Source organism: Succiniclasticum ruminis DSM 9236 (assembly GCF_900112895.1).
Lineage (GTDB): Bacteria > Bacillota > Negativicutes > Acidaminococcales > Acidaminococcaceae > Succiniclasticum > Succiniclasticum ruminis.
This window is the reverse complement of sequence record NZ_FONL01000023.1, coordinates 1-26,390: the sequence shown is the minus strand read 5'-3', so window position 1 is coordinate 26,390 and position 26,390 is coordinate 1. Positions and strand designations below refer to the sequence as shown.

The following is a 26,390-nucleotide window of genomic DNA, read 5'->3' as shown; positions in this document are numbered from 1 at the left end:
GAGGAAGACACCTACCCGCAGACCAAAGCCATACGAGAAAAGCGCTATAAGAAGTATTTGGACAGCAAAGGACAGCATTCAGGCAATAATGGCAACAAAACGAAACGGCACAATAAGCAGCCATCAATCACCCGGGCAAGCAGTCCCAAGCCCAAAGCCAAAGCCAAACCCAAACCCAAACCCAAGCCCCAGCCTGCCAATCTTAAGGATTACCTGGCTAAGAACAAGGGGCATTTTATAATGGCTCCTCCCTGCCCAAAGACAAAAGTTGATGAAAACAAAAAGCTGCTGCATGCATCCGTCGATAACCCGAAACATGGCGAAGGCTACATAGTCAGCGTTTCTGATACCGGGACATTCCATGCTCTGTTCAGGGATGGGTACGACCAGGATTTTGCGTATAACGCCTTCGAAACAGGTTATCTTGCGTTGAAACAGACCTGAATTTCCACAAACTAAATATTTTCGAATAGATACTATTGATATGAATAGCACTGGGGCTGTTACAAAATAATTTTGCCATCGGCATCCGAAAGGATGCCGATTTTTCTTTGCACAAAAAAAGAGACCCCGAAAGGTCTCTTTTATATATAGAAAAAGAGCTGCTCAAAACGCAACATAAAAAGCTCTTTATGTTACATCCCCTTTTTGACTGTCAATTCTTAATGGGAACTACTTTGTCGACGCTTATTGCGCTGCCCAAACCACAGCAACTTTGACTGCAAAAGTAACATGTCCTTTTCTGTTATACGTTATTATGATTTCATCAGAACAGCTCCAATTGCACATTTTCATTAACATCTGAATGATTATCAGCACAATCCGGGTACACTATCTTCAAAAAGTCCTCCTTACTTTTCAATGCCGCCTTTAACAGGTTTTTACGATAAAGCGAAACATAGACTGCGGCAGCTTCTGCCTGGCAATTTATAGACTTTTGGGGGTTGAAGGCAATATCCGTAAATGCATCATAATAGACAATTTTTTCTTTAAGTTTACTATTGGCTTCCACCGCATTAATATATAACCAATTATAAAAATAAGTTTTGGGTTCAATCGAGAATGCATTACCAAAATAAGAAAACTCAATTATTTTACCACTGTTCTTTAAACGTTCGTCCTTTTTCGCTTCCCTTGACGATACATATAAAAGCTCTTTATATGATTTCCCGTTCTCAAAAACTTTACTAGATTGAAACGCAGATTCCACTGAAAAACGCTTTTTATCTTCCGTCTCTATCATAAGATTAAAGGCGCTTAATTGCACGCCAATAATATTCTCCGATTTTGTAGAGATTTCCAGAATTCGTTTTCCTTTGTTCTCTTTTAGATATGCAGCATGCAAACTATTGATGCATCTTCGTTTTTGTTGTATGGAAAAGCCGCTAAAATACTGAAATTCAACCTCTTCAATGCTAAAATGCTTATTCTTTTCCAATGATACGACATATACAGGTCTTATCGCCATTTTTAACCTCACACCAAACTATCTTATTGCCAGTTCTTGTAATCTACCCTATATTTAAATAAATCACCCTTAACCCGCACCATCTCTTTTTCAGCCATCTTAGATAAACTGTCAACATGATTTATATATTTATTTCCTGTATCTTTGTCACAAAAATAAATATTCGTGATGTAATCCACTGGAATATTCGAAAAAACAAGCACCTCGGCTTGCGGATTAGTTGGATATGAAGAGGCTAAACCGGGATAACGTTGAGGAAAACCCGCACGATTGTCAAAAAGTTCTTTAAACGCAGTACATGTTTTTCTCTCTTCAATTTTAATGTTACTGATTCTCGAATCACTTGCATTCATCCAGCAAAAAGCGCATTCCAACTCATACAGTATTTTTGCGTCTAATTCTATTACGACCCAGTCGATATTAGGATCCTTTCTTAAAGGAAAAAACATTCTATAATTTGGGAACTCAATTGAAGTACATACTGCATTTTTGCATTTGTCAAATCGACCTGGGTCATTGTATTCATATTTTATAGTGCTAATATCTAATGTCGTCCTTGGTAAAATTCCATAGTTTAAAATGCTTTCAAGGTTACTGGCCCGTGTAAAGTGATAAAGATGATGAATGCCCCGTTTTTTTACTTCCTGTTTTATGATTTCCTTATTAGCTTTGTCTTTATTTATTGCATATTCATAACAAAGTCGCCAATACTTGATAGTTAAACCTTCCCTGTCAATTCTGTTTAAAAACTCTTCATCAATTAAGGCGAGATATTCCCTTTTTAGCTCCAACAACTCCGGATATTTTAATATCCACCCTTTATCCCACTCCCAGTGTTTGGTCAAGTTGTTGTTCAAATGGTATCTAACTAATTTCAGAACCTGTCTTTCACTTAGGTCATCCCACATTTGCGGTGTCTTTTCAATGACCTCGACCGGAATTTGTTCAAACAACTCCCGATGGTTTAACAAAAACAACCTATCTAGATCCCAAAGTATTCTTTGATTTTTAACATGACCCCTTACTATAGTTTCAAGCTTGTTTTCGGGTAAGAACTTCCATAAACGATTTTCATTTTCAATCACAGAAACCGGCAACCTGTTAAACAGATAATATACCATGAACCCTTTGTTTTGTGTACGTATATCACTACCTGTAATAATTTCAATAATTTTTGTTGTGGATAGGCTACCCCACAACCCCGGATATTTTTCTATCCACCCTTTATCCCACTCCCAGTGTTTGGTCAAGTTATTGTTTAAATGATATTTAACTAATTCAAAAACCTGTCTTTCACTTAAATCATCCCACATTTGCGGTATCTTTTCAATGACCTCGACCGGAATTTGTTCAAACAACTCCCGATGATTTAACAAAAACAGCCGATCAAAATCCCAAAGTATTCTTTGATTATCAACATGGCCCCTTACTATAGTTTCGAGCTTGTTTTCGGGTAAGAACTTCCATAAACTTTTTTCATTTTCAATCACAGAAACCGGCAACCTGTCAATTAGAGAATTCAACATGAATCTTTTGTTTTGTGTAGATATATTGTTACCTATAATGGCTTCAATAATTCTTTTCAGATATTTTTTTATCCATTCTAAATCTGTGGAGTCAATTTTAGTGGCGGTTTGAAGCCTCTGTACCAGGAAGCTTGTAACTGTTTTTTCATCTAAATCTTCCCACGTGCTCCTAGTATTCCGGAGTACTTCTTTGGGAATATACGGAAAATATCTGATTTTAAACCATTTTTCTGCATTGACCCCTTCAAAAAGCTTTTTATCACTATTGTAAGTACCTTGGTGATTATCGCTTCCCGCATAACGCTTGGGGATAAGTGTTTCAACCTTTTTGGGATTTAATTCCGGCCATACAACTACCTCTTTCTCCGCCATTTCATCTGAAACAAGAGAAGAAACAGCTTTCTTGAAGTTTTGGTAAGCATAACTGTCATAATTGAAAATGAAATTCTTTATGTGAATATAGTTACTCTGAAAACTGCCCTCTTGTACTATATCAAGAAATTTCTCATCATGTACTGCTTTTGTGACATTATTTACCAGGCAATCGTTGTCGTTCCTTTCTAATTCAAAGCTTACAATATCACCATCAAAAACGTCTTCACCTCGTTTTAGACTGGCTTTACCTATTTCTAATTTACTTACTGTCTTGGTTTCGTCCAAAGGCACAACAACAATAATGCCACGAGATGTTCTTCTGTTTTCAATATAATATTTTACGATACCTATCATCTTATTCATGTGTTCAAGCTCCCATATAACAGCAACACAATAACAGCCATTCCATTTTGAATCAAAATCTTGATTTACCGGATTATCAAAGCGCTCTATTGATTTTTATAATATTATACTTCATTTCAAGAAGTTAGTACATATAACATATAACCTTGCCCTTTTGGATGGTCGCCAGTTGTTACTCAATCTTTCTTGCTAAAAATGCTCAACTTAACTTTATTGACCATAATCCCCGCATGATACATTATTCCCAGTTCCGTCTGCGCCGGGGCATAGCCGTTATATGCAGATCTTACAAACCATTCGATTGCCTTTTTGGTATCCTGCTCCGTTCCTTTGCCCCAGTCGTATATCCAGGCAAGCTGGTACTGTTTTTCCGCATCGCCGCCTTCTGCTGCCTTCAGCGTATCGGCAAAGTCCAGATTGGAAAACTTTTCCCAAATCATATCAACATGGGCTAATTCACGGTTCTCCGCGTCAACCCATCCATGACGGCCCCCAAGAAAAATGTTATCTTCATCCGGATAAAAATCAGGTTCCGCATGGAAATCCGGATCGCTTAATTTTTGCTTGCAGCCTGTCAGCCGGTTCCATTCCGCTATTGACCGGATTGCGTCCTCATTCCCGTTGATGGCCGCCTTTTGCAGCCATTCCGTGCATTTTTCAAAGTCTTGGTAAGTCCCATAACTGTCATGGTAATATACAGACAGTAAATACTGTGCTTCCGCATCACCTTCTGTTGCTTTTTGTTCCGTGCTTTTAAAGCATTCTATTTGTCGCAGAATCTCGACAGCCAGCGGTTCTTTCTGCAACGCTGCCCTTTTATACCATTTCAACGCATACGGCCAATAAAGGTGCGGGTCTGCATCATAATCAAAGAACACGGATTCAGAATACGTAGGTTCCTTTTTTCCCCCGGTTTCTTCATCTATCTCAGATATCACTGCCTGCATCGTCATAAATCCGAACTGCAATACAGGTTCCTTTTTCCAGTCGGTCCTGATAAGCATGAAGCACATCCTTTCCATCAATGTAAGTTTATTTAATTATATTGGATTACAGAGAACAACTGATTGCGAGGGCTAGGCTAAAAGATATCCCTTGCAAACTGGCAGTTCCTTTAGCTAATCTTCATTTTTCTTCACAGATTCCAACCGTTTCAGCAGTTCCAAAACATCTATAGCACTTGCATGGTTCAATATTTTCCTCAGTTCCCTTTTCTTCTTTTGTTTGATTTCATAACTGACATTTTTGTCCGCCAATAATGCTTTTATGGATTCAATTTTTTTCCCAAACATTTCCTGCCGTTTTTCTGCCAGTTGCCTGTGCTGGCATATATAGCCTATATAATCCTTAATCGCAGGCTGTCCTTTAATATTCTGGATCAGGCTGAATTCACGGTCCTGCGGTTTCCGAAATTCATGCAAATCATCCGCGTTCAAATTAAGCATCGACTGGATGTGCTGTACATGATAACCCTCAACCGGTTCTCTGTCTTTATTGACTGCATAATTTCTTTTATTTTTATGATAGAGCACGGTTCTTTCGAAAAGCGCGGAATATCTTATCTGCCATTCTTCCATATGGCTGTCTATATAGATAATGCCGTCCAGATAGCTACATGTGCACCCCGCATATTCGACTGTGGTTTCAATGGTTTCAAATTCCAGAAGCCACTTTTTACCCAACGGCGTAAAAAATTTACTGTAACCGGACTTTTCATTGGTTTTGGTATGATGCTCTTCAGCTTGCGCCTTCATCAATTGGCGCACATCCGGATTATTAGCTGCCCTTTCTTGTGTTTCACGCTTAGGTTTTGAACGATTTGGCTCCGCCGCTTTTTTGATTGATTGCTTTTGTTTGCTTTCCGGCCGGTTCTCTGGCAAGAAGCTCGCAACATGCGTTATGTCTTGTTTTGAAGGTCTATTATTCATTATGGGGTTGGAAACCGCGTTGACAAATTCTTGGGTTTCTGTTTCTATTTTTTTCCTGTAGCATGGAGCTGATTTCCGGTTCCAGGTTCGTTCTTTCTTATGTTTATCCCTGCTTTCAAAGCCATGCATTCTTTTCACTACGGGAGGCATGATGTGCCTTACTTCCCCTTGCACAGGCCATTTATAGCACCGGTTGCTAAACTTGGGATAATTGCCTGTGAACTGGCTTTCTGTCAGGATTGAACGTTGGAACACATCTTCTGCAAGAACGATTGTTCCTTTCGGTCTTCCGTATTTGTAAACAACTTTAATACGCCCGATGATATAGAACGGCTCTTTATAGTCAGCCTTTTTCAGAATCCTTACCTTCCATAAGGAGTCTATTGGGAAAACAAGTTCACTGCAAATTTTAGGCATTGTTTTTACTGTTTCGTTATAAGGCCGTATGGTCATAAAGACCAGTCTGTGTTCCTCTCTGCTTGCAATGTCGAACTTTCCCTTCACTATCACGGGAAAGCCATTGCAAAATATAAGATTTTGCAAAAAGTCAGCGCCATAACGGTATCTTTCCTGATTTAGGGCATCCTTTGCCAATTTTTCTTTTAGGGTTAATCTCATTGAATCACCTGCCCGCCAACGCTTTTCCCATCATAAGAAAACAGTTACTGAAGATTAGGGTTTCGTTTTGATTTGTAAAAACAGTACATATGTGATGCGTGCATGACTCTTATCTTCATGAACCATGCACGCAAAGTGCCCTTTCCTTTTCTGCTTATGACTCTTGCCGCTCGGACACCACGCTGTCGATGATGCCGTATTCCAGCGCCTGCTGCGCTGTCAGGTAATTGTCCCGGTCCGTGTCCGCAATCACCTTTTCCCGCTCCTGTCCGGTATGGGAGACGATCACGTCATACATCTCTTCCCGGATGCGCAGGATGTTCTTTGCATGGATGGCAATATCCGAAGCCTGTCCGCTATACCCGCCCAGAGGCTGGTGCAGCATCACCTCGGAATGCGGCAGGGCGAAGCGTTTCCCCTTGGTTCCCGCCATCAGCAGGATGGATGCCATGCTGGCCGCAGATCCGATGCAGATTGTGGAGACATCCGGCTTGATGTACTGCATGGTATCATAGATTGCCATGCCTGCCGTCACGCTGCCGCCCGGGCTGTTAATATACAGAAAGATATCCTTGTCCGGGTTGTCCGATTCCAAAAACAGCATCTGCGCAATGACCACGTTGGCAGTTGCGTCATCAATGGGGCCTGTCAGGAAAATGATCCTGTCTTTCAGAAGCCGCGAGAAAATGTCATAGGAACGCTCACTGTTTCTATCCTGCTCAATAACAAAAGGCACATAACTCATTGCTATCCTCTCCTTTCGATTCTTGATTTATATCTTTTACTTTGCATTGCTGCCGCAAACCATTTCGCATGAATCCGTTATCCGTTTATAAGAAAGGGGCTCCGGTCCCGCGGAAATGAATATCGTCATCAGGCGGTGTATCATCGTTGCCACAGTCACCGTAATAACTGTTATAACGGCTTTCATAATCGTCGTCTTCATAATGCCGGTAACCTGAATGGCTGGTGTTGGTATAATGTGTTGTCTGTTCCGCGGTTCTGGTTTTAGCTTCATACTGTGTATCCGTTCTGTGTCTTTTTCCGGCAGAATCATCTGAATGACCGGTTGCCAGTGTGAAAACAAAATACAGAACCAAACCCAGAGAAAAGATGCCGATGATGGTGGGCAGTGCCCATATGAAAATCGCAAAAAACACTAAGCCGAATATGGTTTCAAGCAAGAATTTCATCTGTCTTCCTTTCCTTTACCCAAGAGAAAGCGGCCGTGGTTTTGTAAACTGCGACCGCTTTTGCTACCCGTTTCCTGTTGGACTATTATCCCGGAAAGACAGGGACTATTTCTTTTTACGGTTGCCCGGAATCATCCTACTGCCAGAAATCCGTTTTGTGGAACTATGTGTGATAGAAACGCTGTCAGTCGTCTTTGAAGAACTTGCGGTTGTGGTTGTCCTTGATCCGAAACTTGCACCGGCAAAGGTGCCGCGTTTGCCGGAACCGCATTCAATCGTAGCGTTAAATTTATCGATGTCAAAGCGCTCTTCCTCAGGCAGGTTCGGATTCTCGATCTGCCATCTCAATTCACTAACGATCCTGTTTGCAACCCGCATCAGAATATGTTCCATGTATTGCTCTTCCACATAATCTTCAAATTCTCTTGAAACTTCGATTGTGAGTTTAATCTTTGCTTTTTGCATAAAGTTTTATCCTCCGTTTACCCATTGGTCTTTTTTACGATAACACTTTGCTTTAGTCAATGGATGGGAATCTTTTATTCCCCGGTTTTCCCCAGATCCTCCAGGAGTTTCTTCTGAAACTTCTGGAGCAGTTCGATTTCCTGTTTGGAATAATATTCTTCAAACCCTTCGATGCTGAAATGTTCCGGATAATGCAGCAACCATCTCAATACATCATTAAAGGAATGGTCATGCGACTGGAAATCACGATCGGTATCCCTGTCTTCATCCAGCCAGAACGGATAGTACAGGCTCGTTGTGAGATACTCACAGACAACATATTCCAAATCCCCTTCTTCGGTCTGGATGTAGTCCTTCCCTTTATATTCCATTTTTATCTTGACCCGCCACTTGTCATTCTTTTTTGAATAGTACGGAATTGTTTTATTCTTTTTCATGATAGTTCCTTTCCGGTCAGCATGGTTACAACAGTTGCAGCAGCTTTCCCTCGTTATCCGTCAGCGGGGTACTGTTCCCGTAAAGTTCATCTGCTTGCAATGCGATGCTTTTGTTCCACTTGACCGTGCCATTATCGACCTGCGCCTTTTTTAAGAAGCCTTTCTTGTTCAGTTTTTCCATGGACGATAGCTTTAAGACCCAGGCACAATCGTACAGCCTGATTTCCCCGTTGCTGAAGAAAAGCAGAAGCCAGTAATCCCGCAGGGGGAATACCTCGCATACGGCAGGTTTTGACCCGTCTGTACCAGATACGCATTCCCTTCCCTGTTTAAGCCTTCGGAGAAAATCCGGCCGGCTGTCTTTTTTCTTTTTTCCCTCTTTACTCATGAGAATCGCCTTCCTGTTTCCTGTGGTTTTTCCGCATCATCACTTCCGCCTGGGCGGAGTAATGGCATTGGTTGTTTAAGATGTTTTTGGCATGTCCCTTGACCCAGTGGACCTGAAGATTAATATCCTTTGACCTTCGCCGGATCTTGCGCCACAGTTTCCAGCATTTGATCCGTTCCCCGTCAGGTGTTCGCCAACCGCACTCCTCCCATCCTGCCAGTTTTGTATTGTAATCGTTTACCAGCCTTTGGCAGTCCGTATAGAGTATTGTCTTTCCATTAACGGCATACTTCGTCAGCCGCTTCAGCGCCTTTGCCACAGCCACAAGTTCCATATAATATGAATCATGGTCCTTGAATTTGCATTTCCTGTAACCGGAAAGCGTGATACGGGCATCCGAGAACTCACGCAGCACGATGACAGTCGCCCACCCTCCAAAAGCTTCTTTGATACGTTTCTTTTTTTCACGTTCATACTCGATATAACTTCCGTCCGTATAAATCACGGCAGCCGCGTCCAGGGGAAGGCTTACCTTCTTTTCGGAAATTTTCTGCTGGGTTTCCCTGCTTCCTGTTTCAGAGGGCGGAGGCAACTCCCCTTTTTCAGCAAACAGGCGTAAGCGTCCCGCCGTCTGAAGTTCTTCCCATTCGTGGGCCGTTACGCCGATTCCGCTCTCGTTGCAGAAAGCCTGCGCCGCAGGAATATCTTCCGGGGACTGGAACCGGACGACCCTTGCTTCCGGGTATTTCTGCGATATCCGTTTTACCAGCTTTGCTTTACGGTACAGTCCCCGTTCCGTGCAGTCCGTAATGATGTAGAAATCAAGCATGATAGTTTTACCTCGTTGAAGTATGATCCGGATTGTCAGCATACGTTCTGCTGTCTTGCTGAATGACTGCTTGTGTTCAGGACCTCGGCCCTGGTGACCAGCAGCCGTCTTTCCGCTGTGTTTTCCCTGATGTTATACATTTTATCCAGCAGTACCTGTTCCATTATCAACCGCAGGCCCCTTGCCCCTGTCCCGCTCTGCACCGCCTTGTCCGCAATCGCTTCCAGTGCGTCGCTGCTGAATGCCAGATCGATGTTGTCGCGCCGGAATATTTCCTGATACTGTTTTACCAATGCATTCCGTGGCTCCGTAAGGATCCTGCAATACTCTTCCCTACCCAGTTCGTGCAGGGGGGCAATCACCGGAAGCCTACCCAGAAGTTCCGGGATCATCCCGAATTCGTGCAGGTCTTCCTGCACTACCCGGTCAATTACGCTGTTGAAAGAAACATCACGGTTATCCTGCTTCTTTTGTTTCTGTCCGTCTTCTGAACAGAATCCTGCGGGATGCCTGGCTTCGGGCTCGATGATTCTTTCACGTATGATACCGTCAATTCCGACAAACGCGCCTCCCACAATGAACAGGATGTGGCTGGTATCAACACTTACGGGTTCTCCATTGTTATCATCCCATACACCATCCACCACACTTCCTTCGATGATTTTCAGCAAGGCCTGCTGGACGCCTTCCCCGCCAATATCACGATGGCTCCTGCTGTCGCCCTTGCAGGCGATTTTGTCAATCTCATCTATATAAACAATGCCTGTTTCCGCTTTTTTTACATCTCCTTCGGCTGCCTGGAGCAGGCGCTGGATACAGGTATCAGGGTCGTCACCGACATACCCGCTGGAGGTCATGGTGGTTGCGTCACTGATGGCAAACGGTACCTGAAGCATCTTTGCCAATGCCTTGATGATTGCAGTTTTTCCCACGCCGGTTGGTCCCACCATCAGGATATTGCTCTTTTCCACTTCTGTCGTTCCGTTTTTGTCTGTCTCTTCTTTCATCGCATCCAGCGATTTGTAGTGGTTGTATACAGCTACGGACAGGATTTTCTTTGCATGATCCTGCCCTATAATGTATTGGTCCAGATGCTGCTTTATTTTTACCGGGCTTAAGGAACCCCAGTTGTTGTTCCTGCCCGGTTCGTTTTTTACAGCATTGTCCCTGCACCTTGTTAATTTGAGTGCTTTTCCCATCAGCATACCTACGGTTTTCCAGCATGTTTCGCATATATAGGCGTTCTGGTTCCGCTTGCCGATCAAAAGGACCGCGTCGCTTTCTTCCGTTCCGCAAAAGCTGCACCGTTCCTTCATTTTCCCACCCCCTGGATCTAAACTGTTTTCTCTATATAATAACCAGCCTTATTACTCGCGGACTGGTCATGACATGACTTTTTGATAATATACCTGCTTTAAAATTTCCTCTTTCAGACTACCGTCTTCCTTTTTCCTGCAACCGGATAAAAATCCCTTGAACGCTTCCATTAAATCCAGTTTTTCAAAGAGCGGGTTCTCATGCAGTTTTTCCTGTAGTTCCTCGATTTTCATTTCCGCTCTATAAAACTCGCCTTCAGCCATTACTTCCGCCACCTGCTTCTGTTCTTCCGACATATTCCATTCGTCTTCCATATATATGACTGCCATGATGCATCACCTCCTGTGATAATCCGTCAGTTCATCCATACAACCGCTCTTTCCCGTCAAACATTTCCAAATCTGTCGTTCTCGCCGAGATGCCGAACTGGTACAGGACGCCCAGTTCCGCCTGTGCAGGGGCATACCGGTTGAAAGCCGCTTCCGTAAACCATTTGAACGCTTCCCTGATATCCTGTTTGACGCCCTGCCCCCAGTCGTACAGCCATGCAAGGGCATACTGCTTTTCCGCAATCCCTGCCAGGGCCTCATGATACGTTGCGTCAAAATCAAGCCCGGAATATTTTCCCCAAACGGTTCCCATTTCCGTTTCCTCGATCAACTGCCTTCTTAACTTCCCATGTCGTTTTGCCATATCGGAACCCAGTACCTCTTCCGGAAGAAAAACCGGTAATGCAAAGCAATCCGGGTCTTCCAGCGCCTGCTTGATTTCAGAATAGGGGCTGTGCCTTTTTACGGATATGAGTGCGGATTTGCTGCCGTTTTTGGCCGCTTTTTTAATCCAGTAGTTGCCCCTATATACATCCCGGTACGTGCCGTACGCATGATAGTAATACACAGCCAGCAGGTACTGGGCTTGTGCATCGCCCTTCATCGCCCTTTTCCTGATGCCGGAGCAGTCCGCAGCCTGCCGCAGCATTTTCAAAGCCAGGGAATCGCCCTGCAGGGCGGCTTTCCTATACCAGAACAATGCGTCTTTCCAATAGGGGGACATATTGTCTTCAGAAAAACTCACGGTCCTGCAGTAACGTATCCACCGGCTTTTCTGTCCGTTACTTCCGCGTTCTTTAAGACCGCCTTCCATGGTACTGAATTCAAAGCCCAGGACCGGCTCTTTCCGCCAATTGCTTCGCATATCTGCATCACCTGCCTTTCTGCAAACATTGCAAACCTAGTGGAAAATTGCGGGATTGCCTGTAAATCCCCCGCCGCAGGCTGTCAGCGCGTTTAAAATGACTAACGCCAGCAGCATAATCAACGCAATTCTTGTCCGTTTTGTCATGAAGTCATCCCTCCTGTTTCTGCTTGCGCCTGAACCATTCATATCTGCTGAAGCCCTTTACGCCGTTGTGCCGCACCGGTTTATACCGGGCTGCATGGCGTTTCTTGTCGCGGCGGCTGTTGCGGTTTTCTTCGCTGTAAAACATCTTGTATTCTCCTTCCGTTGACCCTTGGGCAGGGAGCAGGAAAATACTTCCCGCTTCCTGTTCCGTTAATCTCCTGTTCAGCACGGGCTCTGCTTACGCTGCCTGGATGCCGTTGGCAAACGCCTTGTCAATGTCGCGCTTGGTGATGACCAGCACCTCGCCTTTTGCGTTTCTCCTGATGGTGTACATACGGTCCAGGAGCACCGCTTCCAAAATGGCGCGCAGCCCCCTGGCTCCTGTACCGTTGCGTATAGCTCTGTCTGCAACAGCCTGCAGGGCGCCTCCGCTGAACCGCAGTTCCACATTGTCGTACCGGAAGATTTCCTTGTACTGTTTGACCAGCGCGTTCTGCGGCTCTGTCAGGATCCTGCACAAGTCATCTGCTTTCAGCTCATGCAGCGGGGCAATGACCGGCAGCCTTCCCAAAAGCTCGGGGATAACGCCGTACTTACGGATATCTTCCGGCGTCACCTGGTCTATCACCTCGTTGAAGGAATGCGATGCTTCCTGCTCCGCCGGCTTCTTTTCCACGCAGAACCCCAGCGTGTTTCCGGAGGATTTTTCGGTGCGGCTGCGGATCAGGCTGTCTATGCCCACAAAAGCACCGCCTACGATGAAAAGGATGCGGCTGGTATCCACGCACGTAGTATGTGCCATCGGATGACGGCGCCCCCCTTCCTCCACAACATCTACTCGTGTCCCTTCTATTATTTTCAGGAGTGCCTGCTGCACCCCTTCGCCGCTGACGTCCCGCGTGATGGACATGTTTTCCCCTTTGCATGCCAGTTTGTCTATCTCGTCGATATATACGATGCCCGTCTCGGCTTTCATGACATCCCCGCCGGCAGCCTGCAGAAGACGCTGGATGCAGCTTTCAGGATCCGCTCCCACGTATCCGTTTTCCGTCATCGTCGTGGCATCGCTGATGGCAAAGGGCACTTTCAGCACGTCTGCCAGCGCTTTGATAAGCGCTGTCTTGCCCACACCGGTAGGACCCAGCATCAGGATATTGCTTTTTTCCAGCGTGACGCCGTGTTTTTCTTCCGCGTGCTTTTTTGTATGATCCAGCATCTTGTAGTGGTTGTAAACGGCTACGGACAAGATCTTTTTCGCCCTGTCCTGACCGATGATGTGCCGGTCAAGATATTCCTTGATTATTTCCGGGCTTATGGCCGACCAGTCAACCTCGTTCTTTGGTTCATGAAATTCCGCATCCGCGCGTTCCGCTTCCGGCTCGTCCAGCATCATCCCCACTGTCTTCCAGCAGGACTGGCAGATGAAAACTTTTTTCTCGGAATCGCCTACCAGGACATTGTTCTCGTCTTCTTTGGCCCCGCAGAAACTGCATTTGTGTTCCGTCATGCTATCACTCCTTTCTTTTCCCTTTCCTTTCGCTCCGGCAGCATTACCGCCTGTCCATCATATGGTAGAAAATACCTAGGATGACCATGTACATGAAGCCGAACCCGAAACCCGTTACAAGTTCCGGGCACCGGCGCAACAGGAAAATTAAAATGGCCAGCACGTAGCAATGCAGGACTCCAAACTTGAGCAAGCTGTCACTCCCCTTTCATTGCTCCCCGAAGTAATGCTTGTATACACGCTTCAGGAGTTCCTCATCATAACTCCCGTCAGGGTTGATTTTAAGCCGCTCTTCAATATAGCCTTCCGCCAGTTCCCTTAAACTCATTTCCCCAAACAGGAATGTTTTGTCCAGTTCTTCTTCCATGATTTCCAGGTCGGCCATCACATCATTGATTTCGTTGTGCAATAACGATGTCGCCACCCGTTTCTGTTCTTCCGTCAGTTTTTTGCGACGGTTCAGATAGATTACCGCCATGTTGCACCTCCTGTTTTTTATACGGTAACAGACAGTCCTGCAGCTTTTGTAAGTTGCAGCCAAGTCTTTCTTTTGCCGGCCTCTTATGCGGTTTCATGCTGGCAGGTCTTCGCACACCGTTTCGTCAGTTTCACCATGCTCTCTGCCATATGAAGGTCGTCGCACCTTGGCGTCGGCGCTCGCTTCCGTGACATGCTCCCCACACAAGACACCCGGTATTCGGTTGTCAAGGTTCCGATTTTATTTCCTGATTCGGAAGAAAAAAGACCTCAGGCGTAATGATATCGCAGTCAGTGTCTGGTCGGTTCAGCCTTTCTCTTAACGCTGGGGAGTCCTGCAGTCCGGTTAGGCGACCTGCCTTCCTCCATGATTGCTACGCAATCTTCAACAAACAATATCATTACGTCCGAAGTCTTTGTTTTACGGTTGATGTTTCTATGAAATGGTCGGGTGGTCATAATTGTTGCAATTGGTATGAATGATTCCTCGTCTATTCAGTTATCCTTGCCGGCAACCAATCCTCAGCGCCAGCATAGTTAGTATACAACGGCCGCAACTCTTTGTCAATAGTTTATTGTAAAATTTTTATTTTTTATTCATTTTTATTATTTTTATCGATTATTATTCTCGTTTTCTTTTTATTAGAAGCATGAAATATTCTTATTTTCTACTTCAGTTCTTTTCGTTTTCTCCCTGCGGTACATGGCAAGTTCTTCACGTACCGTTTCGTCAGTTGCAACATGTTCGTTATATTAGGATGCACACCCGTCAGACTGTTTAGGTTCCCTTCGCCTTATCCTGACCGAAAGGGGAGGCCGGCTATATCCGGTTTTCAAGATTCAAGAGGGCCCTGAAATGAAAAAGACTTCGGATCAAAAACATCCCAGGGCCGTACAGGCACACGTATCCCGTTGAAGCAGGATTGGGTACCTGAGTTAACACCTGTCGATGTTCTTTATCCGAAGTCTTTTTTTGGTTCGTATCCTTTCTTATCAGACACTCACGTTGTTTATCAATGTTCAAGCATGGTTATTTTAACAAATCATTCCGTTTATGTCAATAGCTTATTTGAAAATTTTTATTTTTTATCCAGTTTCGTCAATTCGTTGAAATCGTCTTCATGTTTAATCACATAATCAGCCACAATCTCTCAGTTATGATACCTAAATCATTATTCAATTTCAAATATACCCTTTACCACAGCATGCCTTAAATTTTTTACCGCTGCCGCAGGGACATTCCTCATTTCTTCCTACCTCACCCAAACGCGCATGGATAATATTGATATCATATTTGAAAAAATCAAGAAATCGCTGTCGATAAAAATCTAACCCTTTTTTTGACAAGTCCGATTTTTTCGTCCATTCAGCAAAATCCAATTGTAAGTTCAAATACTGAGGGTAAAACCTGTCTGCATATAATTCCCAGTCAGTAATGTACGGAAGCATCTTGTTCCTGTTCTTTAGTTGTCCGTTAATAAACGAGGTAAAAATCAAAGGAAGATAGAACAAGGAGAAGGTCCGAAACAGGGTTTGCTGAACGACCATCTGTTTAATCATCTTTTCTTTGGCTGACAAACAATTATTATTAAAAATTCTAGCTTTTCTCAGGGTATTCATAAAGTGTTTCTTCGCGTAAGGGTACAGCCGTCTGTTAACTCTGTCAAATGCTTCAGGATACTGTGGATCAGCTTCAACTCTATTTTTTGAATCTTTTGCTATGTCGGCAGAGAAAATTAAGCATGATGGTTGTTTAACGTTTGAATGCGGCACTATAAATTCTGCATGATTATCTTCCAAATCATCATTAATATGATTCCAAAACTTTACGCTATTTGTTTTTTGATTATTTGCGAAATCTTTGGTGAAACCGCTGTTTACAATTGCCTGATACCATTCTACTTTATCCACTTTATGATAATCTTCCGACTCAAAGACAACAAACAACTCTCCATAATTAGGGCAGCATATCCATGCATTTACGATGCTGTCATTAAAATTATCTGTTATAGGAAAACACCATGCGATACCATGACTAATATCCCCTTTAAATAATCCTTCCGGAATTGCTTCGCGAGTTATAGGTTTGTCAAAATAATCCAAACTTTGAAATGTTCCGAATAACATCATCTGTCCCCCTTGCATAAAAACACTTCAATAATATTATAAATAAGATCTCAATTTATGTACATACTAAAAATGAATCCCCGATTATAATGATCTGCCGGAACCATTGTGTTGTTTTGTTGGCTCCTTTTTGTTTAAACATGCAGTATTTCTATGATGGTGGTGGTGCGTCTGAATATTATCGACTACATAACTGATTGATTCCAATCTTAATCACGTAGTAACGATGTTTGAAACGGTCTGCGCTAGATATATCAAAAAATATTTTATATATCACAGTATATTTTGATTTTCTTATGATATATCGCCTTCTCTATTAAGCAATACCACCCTTCCTGACAGCAAAAGTGAAATCATTGTGAAATGCCGTACATCGCCCCAAACCTATTGTGTTGATCGATTATTTTTTTTTATCATAGTATCTAGAAAGATAGTTAATATATTTCTATCTATTTTTAGAAAGAGGTGCAAACAAATGACAAAGAACAAAGAAAAAGAAGAAAAAGGCAAAATCCAGGCAGTCGTTCCGATGCCTCTGCAGCAGCGCTGGGAGGCCCTGCAGGACAGCCCCAAGTACAGGGACAAGACGAAAGACAAAATGGTGGAAGACATGGTTGCCGCATGCGAGCTTGCGGTCTTTGGGGCAGAACACCCGGCATATGAAAAACAGCTTGAAGACCTTGACAAACTCTGGGCTGCCATTCGCAGCTTTATTCTGCGTCTTATTGAAGATACCGCTAACGCAGAAGTTGCCGCCAGAAAACGCGTGGAAAACACGCTGCGGTTACTCGAAAAGGAAGCGCAGCGTATTCCTGAACTGGAAAACAGCAACAAGGAATTTTTCGACAATTACTATAATGCATATCGCTGTAATGAAAAGCTGGTAAAAGCATTAGAAGCAGAAAAAAAACATACTGCTGCCGCGGAAACGAAGGCATTGGAAGCGGAAGCAAAAGCGACTGAGCTGCAGAATCGCCTGAATGCCGCGAACGACGCACTCGTTAAGCAGATGCAGGAAGTTTTGAGCAAATTCGCCAGCTCTTCTCCTGCTACCGGGAAAGCTGAACCCTTGGCATCTCCGACTACGGTCAGCGATGTTCCCCCCACTCCCCCTTCCCCCGGAGAAGCAGGACCCGAAGTTTCCGCATAGGAAAGCGCTGTCCATGGGCATTCTACGAAGTCATTAATTTATTATGACAAATACAAAATCCTCTGATATCACCATATTGATTGGTAAATCAGAGGATTTTTCCTTTTCAAAAAGTAATGACGGCACCGGTAGCTCATGCCTACTTGCCGTGCCGTCTGTGCGACTCGTACCGCCATGCAAAAAACGCGGCAGCGGCGGGCATATCGCAATCAGTCCGCACCATTGAAATAATTTTAGTACTATTTCCATTACATGTCAAACAAATCGTCGATAAATATCCTGTAGGGGTCTTCGATGCCGAAGTTTTTTCCCCGAAGATATTCAGCAACTTCTATGGTAATAAGGCCGTCCCAATACGCTGCATTGATAGATCCGTCGATTTCATCACTTAGACAATCATTGTCAGTCATATAAATTTCCAATAATTCTGCAGGTTTTGCTCTTTAAGACATTTTGCAGGTCATAACTGATAGTTTCATCTTCAAATGCCCTGAACTCTGTTTCGCCCCAGGCAACAAGGAACTTATGTGTCTCCCCGTCACCCTCAACCGCCAGCCAGTCGTTTTCATACACCTCTCTACCCTTACACGTTAAGCCGGTACTTTCACACACCGTTCGGGGCACCACGGCAACAGAACATCCGTTGACCTTCATTACAGACGGGGATTCCATTGTGCCGTAATGCCAAATCTTCCAGCATTCTTTATCCTTCGCTTTTACTTTTACCATACGACGTCCCCCTTTTTGACAGATAAGAAAAGGTCCCGCCTTTAAGACGGAACCTTGTACCACAGGCAATATGAATTATATCATTTTTTCACCATTTTGCAACTATTACGCAATACAAAACATGGTGGTCGTAATAAGGGGATTATGATTGCGTGGGGAAATCGCCTCAAAGTAAAAGAGAAAAAATTTAACAATAATCTGCAAATCGTTGTGACTTATTTACGTAAACTGTAACGTTTTTATATAATATAGGTAAGAACAGAGATGTTCAATAATTCGATAAAGGAGAAAAACAAATGGAACAAACAATTGTTGAAAACACCATTTCTTACCGTCTCAACCACGCGCTCCAGATGCGCAGATTATCCCCAACAGAGTTGAGCCGTCTTTCCGGCATACCGTTTTCCAGCATTTGCGGATACCTATCAGGCAAATATCAACCGAAAGTGAAAACCCTCATCCTCTTCGCCGACGCACTAGGAACAAGCGTGAAATGGCTTGCGGGAGTAACACCTTTAGAGGGGATAAACGATACAACGGGGGATGGGAATGACCCGTCGGAGCAATTACTACTCGAGGATTACCGGAACTTAAACCCTGACGGCAAAAAATTGTTGCTCAGCCTTACCCACGCTGCTACGGAGAACTTTTGTTTTGTCAGTGAAAATGCCAGCGATGGTGTTAAGGATGATATTACAGAATTGCCTGCGATAAACAATTTGAGCCTGGAAGACGACGTCGAATGTTTAAAAACACAGAACATACCTGATAAAAACATTGTTGTACTGGGCGGACTGACCGGCATTCTTTCCGATTTGGACGAAAAATATGGTATTGAGTCGGACTGGGACAGGCATCTGTCCGTAAAAAATGACATTTTTGGACAGTACATTTACTTGAGGCCCATTGATATTTACATCCAGCTGACCAGGGAATATACGCGGCGGATACGCCCTCGAATCAAAAGCGAGAATCCCGATACCGCCGCCAAAATCGACTCGGTATTAGCGAACCTTCTGGAAGCCGTTGAGTTTGTCTCGGACAAGCCTGTGTTCCCCAATTTGTTCAGCCCGAGACACCGTAATGTGTTTATCTCTTCCTATTATATTTACAGGGAGAAGTTTGAACTCTTTCTGCGCGATAAAATCCCAGAGCTGATTTAACAGCATCTGTTTACATATACTGTATCGCGTGAATGTTTCCCCTTTACGTTCACAAGGTACATACAAAATGAAGGCAGCCCCTGTAGCAATACAGGGGCTTGACCCGAAGCCAGATATCGATAGTTTTCTTCTATTATATATGTATCGTCTATGCAGCATTTCAGGTCAAATATCTAGGAAAGGATGACTATGACGCATTACAACAAATCTTACTACGACCCACATAAAATCAAAAAAGAGTTAGACTCCTATGTGCTTGGGCAGGAGCAGGGTACAAAATCAATCGCCATGGCTGTCGCACAGCATCTGATGTCAAAATATGCACCTGACGGTCAAACCGATAATGTAATGCTTATCGGCCCGACAGGCTGTGGCAAAACAGAGACCTTCCGTTGCCTCCAGCGTCTGGAGAAAAAATGGGAGTGCCCGGTGCTGATGGTCAATGTGATGGATTACGCCGCGACCAAATCATGGCAGGGCGAGAGTATCACTGATATCTTCAAAAAAGTGGCAGATCGTGCCGCAGAGATATACAACGAGGTTTTGTATGACAGTGAGGACAGCCCGGAAGAACAAAAAGAATACATCCAAAACATCGCAAACCATGCCATCATCCTTCTGGACGAGTTTGACAAAATCGCAATTGGTGGTGATGGCAAATCTCGACAATTTATCAAGGAATATCAAAGTAACCTATTAAAAATCATCGAGGGGAATACGTACGACCTCGGAAGCATCCCGGTCGAACGGGAAATCGACAGAACAGATTCTTACACCGGACGACGTGTCAAGGAACGCGAGGGAGTGTTGCTGACGGATATGTCCGTGGATACTACCCATATGTTGTTCATAATGCTTGGGGCATTTGAAGGTCTTAAAGAGATAACCGTCGCCCGCCTCGAGAAGGAACGGCTTGCCAATGACCCTGACAAGATATACCGGTCTTCACTTTACCAGGATACAAATTTGGGGTTTATGGCTACGCCACGTTCCGTCAAGCAAGAGACGCATTACACCTACGAACAGCTTATACCGTCTACAGAGGACCTTATTGAGTATGGTTTCATGAGGGAGCTTATTGGGCGTATCACCATTCGGACGGTTTATAAACATCTCAACGAGGATGCACTGGTGGACATCATGCTAAATAGCAAAACCAGCGCCTACAGAGATTACCAGAAGAAGTTCCGCCGCATCCATCACGACATGCGCTGCAGCCGGTCAGCCTTGCGGGAAATTGCACGCGTTGCCGTCCAAAGAGGTGCCGGCGCACGGGGTCTCCGTACTGTATTCTCAGAACTCCTGTCAGATACCTGGTATGACCTGGCAGGTACTACCCGGAACAAACTCCGCGTATTATTAAGGGGAAAGGAAATCAAAGAACACAGACCACCGCTCCTGCACGTAATAGACCGGAAAGAGCAGGAAAAAAGAAGAAAGTTGTTTCATCTCCTTAAAAGGCCTTTTGGTTATTAAATCCATTGGGAGGTTTTAATTTATGAACAAAAGATTTGCAAAAAAAGCTTCCAGTATTAGGGAAGATAAAATTAAACTCTATGTTCTCAATGACGATGTTTTAAATATGGTTAAGCATGCCAAAGCAATTGGCAGCAGTCCGTCTTATTACATCAATGACGCCATCCAGCTATTTAATTGTGCCGTCAAGGACATAGATTTACCTGATTTCAGTTACGATGAAAAATCGCTCATTGCTAATTGCTTGTGTGGCAGTGAAATCAGTGATAATTTTATTCATCTTTTAGACGTTGAAGTATCCGATTTAATTGCTGATGGCTATAAATATTTTAACGATGAGGAAAACGGCTTCACTGAATCTCACAAAAATTTCATTGCCAAAATTCATAACCTTAACTATATGCAGCGCGTAAAATTGATTCACATCATCCAGTCGGAAATTAGATATGTATAGAATAAAATTAAAGACTTTCATCAGGTTTTATCAGTTGACAGTCTATCCTCCATATTTTTTTCAGACAATTTTACAATTACAGTGTCAAAACTCTTGTGTTGATTGATTTTTTTTTTGTATTCTGTAGTTGGAAACGGGCGAGCAGGCCCGGGGCTTTGCATGCCCATATCGGGTTGGAGGTGATAACAAGTTAGTTCAGGTCCAAAATTACACGGTTTTTTTGAACAGCGCAGACGAATCTCACCTGCGCCGCGCCAGGTTTCATCTGGCGCTTTCATGGATGTTGCAACAGCAACTCCAACAATAATTTTTTTAAGACTATAGGAGGTTAAATTATGAACATTATTAGTAATTCTAAAATTTCTGAAGACGTTACCGGCAAAAATGTTGCCACCAAAACTGCAGTTATGGAGGATGGCGAGATTAAAATCTCTGTCCTCAACGATGATGTGTATCGCTTGGTTGATGATGCCAGGAAAAACGGTAAAGACCTGTCGTATTGTTTCAACGATATCGTCCAGTTGTTCAACCTTGCCTTACAGGATATTGAGTTGCCTTACTTCAGCTACGATGAAAAAGTTATCATCGCGGACTGCATGTGCGGTAGCGCAATTACTTCCCGCTTCATTAATTGTTTGGAACTCGAAGTAACCGATTTTATTGCTGATGGTTATAAATACTTCGAAGATGAAGAAAAGGGGTTCACTGAAGAGTTCCGCAAGAACTTCATTGCCAAAATTTATAACCTTAACTACATGCAGCGTATAAAATTGGTTCACGTCATCCAGTCGGAAACGATGTGTGTATAGAACAAAAGAACAGGCTGTCATCAGATTTTATCTGGTGACAGTCTATCCTCCATATTTTTTTCAGACAATTTTACAATTACAGTGTCAAAACTATTGTGTTGATTGATTATTTTTTTGTATTCTGTAGTTGGAAACGGGCGAGCAGGCCCGGGGCTTTGCATGCCCATATCGGGTTGGAGGTGATAACAAGTTAGTTCAGGTCCAAAATTACACGGTTTTTTTTGAACAGCGCAGACGAATCTCACCTGCGCCGCGCCAGGTTTCATCTGGCACTTTCATGGATGTTGCAACAGCAACTCCAACAATAATTTTTTTAAGACTATAGGAGGTTAAATTATGAACATTATTAGTAATTCTAAAATTTCTGAAGACGTTACCGGCAAAAATGTTGCCACCAAAACTGCAGTTATGGAGAATGGCGAGATTAAAATCTCTGTCCTCAACGATGACGTGTATCGCTTGGTTGATGATGCCAGGAAAAACGGTAAAGACCTGTCGTATTGCTTCAACGATATCGTCCAGTTGTTCAACTTTGCCTTACAGGATATTGAGCTGCCTTACTTCAGCTACGATGAAAAAGTTATCATCGCGGACTGCCTGTGTGGTCCCGATGTTCTTTTGAATAACATTCTTCACTTGGACGTCTCTGTTTGTGATTACATTTACGATTTGGGATTGACTCCCACAGCATCTCATAAGGACCTCATTGCAAAAATTAAGGGCCTTGATTTTTTACAGCGTGTAAAACTGATTTATATGATTAGGTCTGATTTTTCTAGGTTCTAAAAAAAATAGAAAAGCTCGACTCCCAAAATCGGAGTCGAGCTTTTTTGTTTATCCTATCCAATATCATTATCCGAACACCATTCGCTATACAGTAAATCGTCTTTATTTCTTTCCGTAAAATAGATATTGATACGCAGATTTATTTGATAAAGGCGTGATAAACTTAACCCGGTGTACTCAGAAATTTCCTTCCATGTCCACCCATCCATATACCGAAGTTCGGTGATTTCTTTCATACGTTCTGTCTTCATACCATTTATGATTTGATACGTTTCCTCAACTTGAGTTTCCAGCAAAGTCAGTTGCGTCATAAACAACAATTGCAGCTTTTTTGTCCTGACCTTCGTAGTATCCTCCAACTTGCGCGCCTGTTCAATTTCTCTCCGTAATCTTTCCATCCGTCTTTTTATCACAATAAATTTTGTGTACCGTGTTTTCGCTTCCTTCATCATTTTTCACCTCACAAAAACATATCCGTTTAAAATTTTTTTCAATATTTCTTTCACACTCACAAAGGTTTTTTACACCCTATTCTGCAACACCAACACAACAAAATAATATTCTTTCAACAACTCTTGTTATAAAAAAATGATGCTCCAACGAAACAGCTCCGCACGAATTTAATTTATAACCCGCCATCATATTCCAGTCTGCTCCCGCCAGGTCCATCAACATGATCTTATCCTCCTGTCTTTCTTTATTTAGAAATACTATAACATCTAATTAACTATAACTTGCCCCTTCAAGATATCAATACTTAAAACTCTACTTAAGTACAATTTTAAATAAAATTCCTGAATGCTCACTTACACGTTTCAAGTTTTGAAACGTTCGTTCGCCCCTCACAAGTTCGGGAATGTGCCACGTACGTGGACGGCATTCGCCGTGACGTCTTTTCAAACTTTTATTATTTCCTACTAAACCACTATACATTTTTTTTGGTCTCACTTTCTATATCATATATTTTAGCAGGATATAGTTTTTCCTGATACGTTACTATATCCTGCTTTGTGCTATGTTATGATTTGACTGCCGATGTCTGTAACCAACGCGAAGTCATCAATCATAATAGTCATCTTCTTTTTCTTCCAATTCAGCAATGGCATTGTCTTCTTCCCTGGTCAATTCCCGGACCTTCGACGCGGGACGATTAAAGAAGAAATACTGTGAGGTAACTATACCCTGCCGATTTTTCGGACAGTCTATTACAATGACATTCCTGAGTTCCTCTTCCATCCCTTTGCCTCCATGTGCGTCCAAATAGTTATACACCAGAAACACTTTATCTGCATCTTGTTCAATCGCTCCGGATTCTCTCAGATCTGAAAGCTTTGGAATTTTTATCACACGGCTATCAAAAGCCCTGTTGAGTTGTGATAATGCAATAATAGGTACGCTGAACTCTTTGGCCATTACTTTCAGTTCGCGGGTTATATCTGCTATTTCCCGTTCACGGGTCGTCTTTTTCACACTGCTTCCATCCATAAGCTGCAGATAATCTATCACTATCAAATTGACTGCTCCATATTTATGCTTTACCCGTCGAGCCAGTGCCTTTATCCTCGTTGTGTTTATGTGCCCCTGACATACGATATGGAGATTATCATTCTCAGAAACAAATTCTAAAGCCTCAGTATACTCTTTTTCTTTATCCGGATGTCCGATGTAATAATCTTCTGATTTGCCGGTTTTGCATAAGGCGATCTTCTTGCAGATTTCTTCTTTGGTCATCTCTAAACTTAAGAACAGTACCTGCTTTTTCTCCGGACCACCGGCCGATTTCTCAATTATATTTTTACAAATATTCAACGCAATCGTTGACTTCCCGACGCCCGGACGTGCAGCCAAAACAATCATCTGTCCCGCAAAAAAGCCACCCATCACTTCGTCAAAAAAATTGTAGAATGTCATGAGTTTGTTCGGGTCATCTTCGTTATTTTTCCTCTTAAGAAATGAAGTATATACGTTTCCGCTGGCCTCAGTCATATCGGAAAAAGCCAAATCATCTTCCCCTTCGCGAATCGACATGACGATGCGTTCCGCCTCGTCAGGGTCACCACTGGTTTCGGAAATCGATTTAAGACGACGACCAGCTTCGTATATCCGCCGACGATAATAATATTCCTTTAGACTATCTATATAACTCATTACATTTGCTAATGAAGGGGTTGCGTTAAAAACCCCAAGTATTTTTAATATACCACCAATAGCTTCCGCTTTTCCATCACGGTTTAAATAATCATACACTGTCCTGGTATCAATCGGTATACTCTTGTCGTACATCTCCTTTATTGCCTGGAACAGTACTCTGTTTTCAGCAGAATGGAAATAATCCGGTTTTAATTTGCAAATAACGTCATCCACCCATTTGGGATCGAAACATGCACATAAGACATCATTTTCTGTATCATGGCTATAATAACTATAGTTTTCCATTCCTGTACTATCAATCATATTGAACATCACCTCATTCTACTAATAACTTCCAAAGATTCTTTCGAAATTTTTCTTTCTTTCTCTTTCGACCACATTAACATATAACCCGCCTGGTCATCATCGATTGCTTTTAAGATTACCGCAGCCGGATTTCGAATATTACTCCCCTGGCCTAACTCTTTTCTTTTTAATTTCACATTCCTTTCTATCCTCTCAAAATCATATTCTTGGGCATATTCCAACGAACGGTCCGGCCAAACACCATTGTCGAGCAACAATATGTAACTCTTCTTCTGTTCCGCAGACAATCGTCTCTCATCGGGTTCGTTCCCATAAGCGGCAACACTTGAACGCGTATCCTTCTCTCTGCCAGCCAAAACAGCCCCTTCACAGGGGTCTGTTTTCCTATTAGATTTCGAGCTGACGACATTCTCTTCCACTGTTCCGTACCTGAAAGTTACGGGCGATGGATTGGTGGTGGCGGACACCGAATCATCAGATTGTTCCTTCAAACCACAGTCACATTTGCCTGAAAGTCCATTGCTCTCTTTTTGGCCACAGAATTCCTCCTTACAGGGCAGGCAACGAGTCAGAACGACATTGTCGTTTTCATCCCCGCCAACCAGCTTCACCGTTTCCCCCGGTTTTAATCCACTACCAGTAAGAACATCTCTTTCCTTTTTCGGATGCGGGTCATCATTTTGCGGACCAGTAACGGTAATGTTGGTGGTTTTATCCATCTTTTCACCACCACCAGATTCCGTAACATCTTCCTCTTTGGTGGTGGTGATATTATTAATATTATTAATATTATTATCACCACCATCTTCCAAGGAACCATTATGATGGTGTTTATTAGAGCACTCCGATACAGCAAGACTACTTTCCAACGCGGTTTCTGACGCTTTAACAGCTGACTTAGCAAAATTGGCATTTGCTACGTTTGCCACATTTGCTTCGTTTGCTACTTTTGCTACGTTTGCCACATTTGCTTCGTTTGCTACTTTTGCTACGTTTGCCACATTTGC

Annotated in this window: 31 protein-coding genes and 1 pseudogene; 7 read left to right on the top strand and 25 right to left on the bottom strand. The window is 43.1% G+C overall.

The window, feature by feature from the left end; all coding sequences use genetic code 11:
* A pseudogene (locus BM159_RS12050) lies at positions 1-444 on the top strand (hypothetical protein); the annotation flags it as partial.
* Between the two features lie 322 nt (positions 445-766).
* On the opposite strand, the gene BM159_RS10785 reads toward BM159_RS12050, so the two are convergent.
* The 18 genes from BM159_RS10785 to BM159_RS12105 form a co-directional block, all read right to left on the bottom strand.
* Positions 767-1,468 (bottom strand): DarT1-associated NADAR antitoxin family protein, encoded by a 702-nt coding sequence (locus tag BM159_RS10785; RefSeq protein WP_093914239.1) that lies wholly within the window; start codon positions 1,466-1,468, stop codon positions 767-769.
* A gap of 23 nt (positions 1,469-1,491) precedes the next feature.
* Positions 1,492-3,732: a DarT ssDNA thymidine ADP-ribosyltransferase family protein gene (locus BM159_RS10780; protein ID WP_093914238.1), complete on the bottom strand. Its 2,241-nt coding sequence runs from the start codon at positions 3,730-3,732 to the stop codon at positions 1,492-1,494.
* 176 nt (positions 3,733-3,908) lie between these two features.
* Complete coding sequence (locus BM159_RS10775; RefSeq protein WP_177206028.1) at positions 3,909-4,736, bottom strand: tetratricopeptide repeat protein; 828 nt, start codon at positions 4,734-4,736, stop codon at positions 3,909-3,911.
* A 114-nt stretch (positions 4,737-4,850) separates the two neighbouring features.
* Positions 4,851-6,278, bottom strand: coding sequence for a hypothetical protein (locus BM159_RS10770; RefSeq protein WP_093914236.1), 1,428 nt, complete (start codon positions 6,276-6,278; stop codon positions 4,851-4,853).
* A gap of 154 nt (positions 6,279-6,432) precedes the next feature.
* Entirely contained in the window at positions 6,433-7,023 is a 591-nt protein-coding gene (gene clpP / locus BM159_RS10765; protein ID WP_177206027.1) for an ATP-dependent Clp endopeptidase proteolytic subunit ClpP, read from the bottom strand.
* 85 nt (positions 7,024-7,108) lie between these two features.
* Positions 7,109-7,471: a hypothetical protein gene (locus BM159_RS10760; RefSeq protein ID WP_093914234.1), complete on the bottom strand. Its 363-nt coding sequence runs from the start codon at positions 7,469-7,471 to the stop codon at positions 7,109-7,111.
* A gap of 105 nt (positions 7,472-7,576) precedes the next feature.
* Positions 7,577-7,936 carry a hypothetical protein gene (locus BM159_RS10755; protein ID WP_093914233.1) on the bottom strand — a complete coding sequence of 120 codons (360 nt, stop codon included), beginning with the start codon at positions 7,934-7,936 and terminating at the stop codon, positions 7,577-7,579.
* Positions 7,937-8,010: 74 nt separating this feature from the next.
* Entirely contained in the window at positions 8,011-8,373 is a 363-nt protein-coding gene (locus BM159_RS10750; protein ID WP_093914232.1) for a hypothetical protein, read from the bottom strand.
* A gap of 25 nt (positions 8,374-8,398) precedes the next feature.
* Entirely contained in the window at positions 8,399-8,761 is a 363-nt protein-coding gene (locus tag BM159_RS10745; RefSeq protein ID WP_093914231.1) for a DUF2442 domain-containing protein, read from the bottom strand.
* The gene (locus tag BM159_RS10740) at positions 8,754-9,590 is read right to left on the bottom strand and encodes an RNase H family protein (RefSeq protein ID WP_177206026.1); all 837 of its coding nucleotides are present in this window, start codon (positions 9,588-9,590) and stop codon (positions 8,754-8,756) included. Before BM159_RS10740 ends, BM159_RS10745 begins: the two co-directional genes overlap by 8 nt.
* 35 nt (positions 9,591-9,625) lie before the next feature.
* On the bottom strand, positions 9,626-10,906 hold the full coding sequence (gene clpX, locus BM159_RS10735; RefSeq protein WP_093914229.1) for an ATP-dependent Clp protease ATP-binding subunit ClpX: 1,281 nt from the start codon (positions 10,904-10,906) through the stop codon (positions 9,626-9,628).
* Positions 10,907-10,972: 66 nt separating this feature from the next.
* Positions 10,973-11,236 carry a hypothetical protein gene (locus BM159_RS10730; RefSeq protein ID WP_093914228.1) on the bottom strand — a complete coding sequence of 88 codons (264 nt, stop codon included), beginning with the start codon at positions 11,234-11,236 and terminating at the stop codon, positions 10,973-10,975.
* Between the two features lie 31 nt (positions 11,237-11,267).
* Entirely contained in the window at positions 11,268-12,101 is an 834-nt protein-coding gene (locus BM159_RS10725) for a tetratricopeptide repeat protein (RefSeq protein ID WP_093914227.1), read from the bottom strand.
* Between the two features lie 151 nt (positions 12,102-12,252).
* Entirely contained in the window at positions 12,253-12,393 is a 141-nt protein-coding gene (locus BM159_RS12045) for a hypothetical protein (protein WP_177206025.1), read from the bottom strand.
* A 93-nt stretch (positions 12,394-12,486) separates the two neighbouring features.
* Positions 12,487-13,755, bottom strand: a complete 1,269-nt coding sequence (gene clpX, locus BM159_RS10720) for an ATP-dependent Clp protease ATP-binding subunit ClpX (RefSeq protein ID WP_093914226.1) — start codon at positions 13,753-13,755, stop codon at positions 12,487-12,489.
* 43 nt (positions 13,756-13,798) lie between these two features.
* The gene (locus BM159_RS12040) at positions 13,799-13,948 is read right to left on the bottom strand and encodes a hypothetical protein (RefSeq protein ID WP_177206024.1); all 150 of its coding nucleotides are present in this window, start codon (positions 13,946-13,948) and stop codon (positions 13,799-13,801) included.
* A 15-nt stretch (positions 13,949-13,963) separates the two neighbouring features.
* The gene (locus BM159_RS10715; RefSeq protein WP_093914225.1) at positions 13,964-14,233 is read right to left on the bottom strand and encodes a hypothetical protein; all 270 of its coding nucleotides are present in this window, start codon (positions 14,231-14,233) and stop codon (positions 13,964-13,966) included.
* A gap of 1,181 nt (positions 14,234-15,414) precedes the next feature.
* Complete coding sequence (locus tag BM159_RS12105; RefSeq protein WP_218149581.1) at positions 15,415-16,362, bottom strand: YecA family protein; 948 nt, start codon at positions 16,360-16,362, stop codon at positions 15,415-15,417.
* Positions 16,363-16,834: 472 nt separating this feature from the next.
* Here BM159_RS12105 and BM159_RS10705 point away from each other — a divergent pair, with 472 nt between their 5' ends.
* Positions 16,835-17,509, top strand: a complete 675-nt coding sequence (locus BM159_RS10705; RefSeq protein WP_093914223.1) for a hypothetical protein — start codon at positions 16,835-16,837, stop codon at positions 17,507-17,509.
* A 248-nt stretch (positions 17,510-17,757) separates the two neighbouring features.
* On the opposite strand, the gene BM159_RS12035 is transcribed toward BM159_RS10705, so the two are convergent.
* Entirely contained in the window at positions 17,758-17,919 is a 162-nt protein-coding gene (locus BM159_RS12035; RefSeq protein WP_177206023.1) for a hypothetical protein, read from the bottom strand.
* Positions 17,912-18,238, bottom strand: coding sequence for a YopX family protein (locus BM159_RS10700; RefSeq protein WP_093914222.1), 327 nt, complete (start codon positions 18,236-18,238; stop codon positions 17,912-17,914). The genes BM159_RS12035 and BM159_RS10700 overlap by 8 nt, the downstream gene beginning before the upstream one ends.
* A gap of 296 nt (positions 18,239-18,534) precedes the next feature.
* Between BM159_RS10700 and BM159_RS10695 the strand changes: the two genes are divergently transcribed.
* The 3 genes from BM159_RS10695 to BM159_RS10685 all read left to right on the top strand — a co-directional run bounded on the left by BM159_RS10695 (position 18,535) and on the right by BM159_RS10685 (position 21,331).
* The gene (locus BM159_RS10695; RefSeq protein WP_093914221.1) at positions 18,535-19,401 is read left to right on the top strand and encodes a helix-turn-helix domain-containing protein; all 867 of its coding nucleotides are present in this window, start codon (positions 18,535-18,537) and stop codon (positions 19,399-19,401) included.
* A 189-nt stretch (positions 19,402-19,590) separates the two neighbouring features.
* Positions 19,591-20,877 carry an AAA family ATPase gene (locus BM159_RS10690; RefSeq protein WP_177206022.1) on the top strand — a complete coding sequence of 429 codons (1,287 nt, stop codon included), beginning with the start codon at positions 19,591-19,593 and terminating at the stop codon, positions 20,875-20,877.
* Positions 20,878-20,899: 22 nt separating this feature from the next.
* Positions 20,900-21,331: a hypothetical protein gene (locus BM159_RS10685; RefSeq protein WP_093914219.1), complete on the top strand. Its 432-nt coding sequence runs from the start codon at positions 20,900-20,902 to the stop codon at positions 21,329-21,331.
* Between the two features lie 20 nt (positions 21,332-21,351).
* Here the strand turns inward: BM159_RS10685 and BM159_RS12030 are convergent, their stop codons facing one another.
* Positions 21,352-21,609, bottom strand: coding sequence for a hypothetical protein (locus tag BM159_RS12030; protein WP_177206021.1), 258 nt, complete (start codon positions 21,607-21,609; stop codon positions 21,352-21,354).
* Positions 21,610-21,666: 57 nt separating this feature from the next.
* Here BM159_RS12030 and BM159_RS10680 point away from each other — a divergent pair, with 57 nt between their 5' ends.
* Together BM159_RS10680 and BM159_RS10675 are read left to right on the top strand one after the other, a co-directional pair.
* Positions 21,667-22,140, top strand: coding sequence for a hypothetical protein (locus BM159_RS10680; protein WP_093914218.1), 474 nt, complete (start codon positions 21,667-21,669; stop codon positions 22,138-22,140).
* 336 nt (positions 22,141-22,476) lie between these two features.
* Positions 22,477-22,926 (top strand): hypothetical protein, encoded by a 450-nt coding sequence (locus BM159_RS10675; protein WP_093914217.1) that lies wholly within the window; start codon positions 22,477-22,479, stop codon positions 22,924-22,926.
* Between the two features lie 53 nt (positions 22,927-22,979).
* Here the strand turns inward: BM159_RS10675 and BM159_RS10670 are convergent, their stop codons facing one another.
* From BM159_RS10670 to BM159_RS10660, 4 genes are all read right to left on the bottom strand, one after another.
* A complete protein-coding gene (locus BM159_RS10670) occupies positions 22,980-23,378 on the bottom strand; it encodes a hypothetical protein (RefSeq protein ID WP_093914216.1) in 399 nt (132 codons plus the stop codon).
* Between the two features lie 76 nt (positions 23,379-23,454).
* Positions 23,455-23,601 carry a hypothetical protein gene (locus BM159_RS12025; RefSeq protein ID WP_177206020.1) on the bottom strand — a complete coding sequence of 49 codons (147 nt, stop codon included), beginning with the start codon at positions 23,599-23,601 and terminating at the stop codon, positions 23,455-23,457.
* A gap of 384 nt (positions 23,602-23,985) precedes the next feature.
* Positions 23,986-25,380 (bottom strand): replicative DNA helicase, encoded by a 1,395-nt coding sequence (locus BM159_RS10665; RefSeq protein WP_177206019.1) that lies wholly within the window; start codon positions 25,378-25,380, stop codon positions 23,986-23,988.
* Between the two features lie 8 nt (positions 25,381-25,388).
* Positions 25,389-26,390, bottom strand: a 1,002-nt coding sequence (locus BM159_RS10660) for a hypothetical protein (RefSeq protein ID WP_177206018.1), incomplete at its 5' end; no start/stop codon positions are given.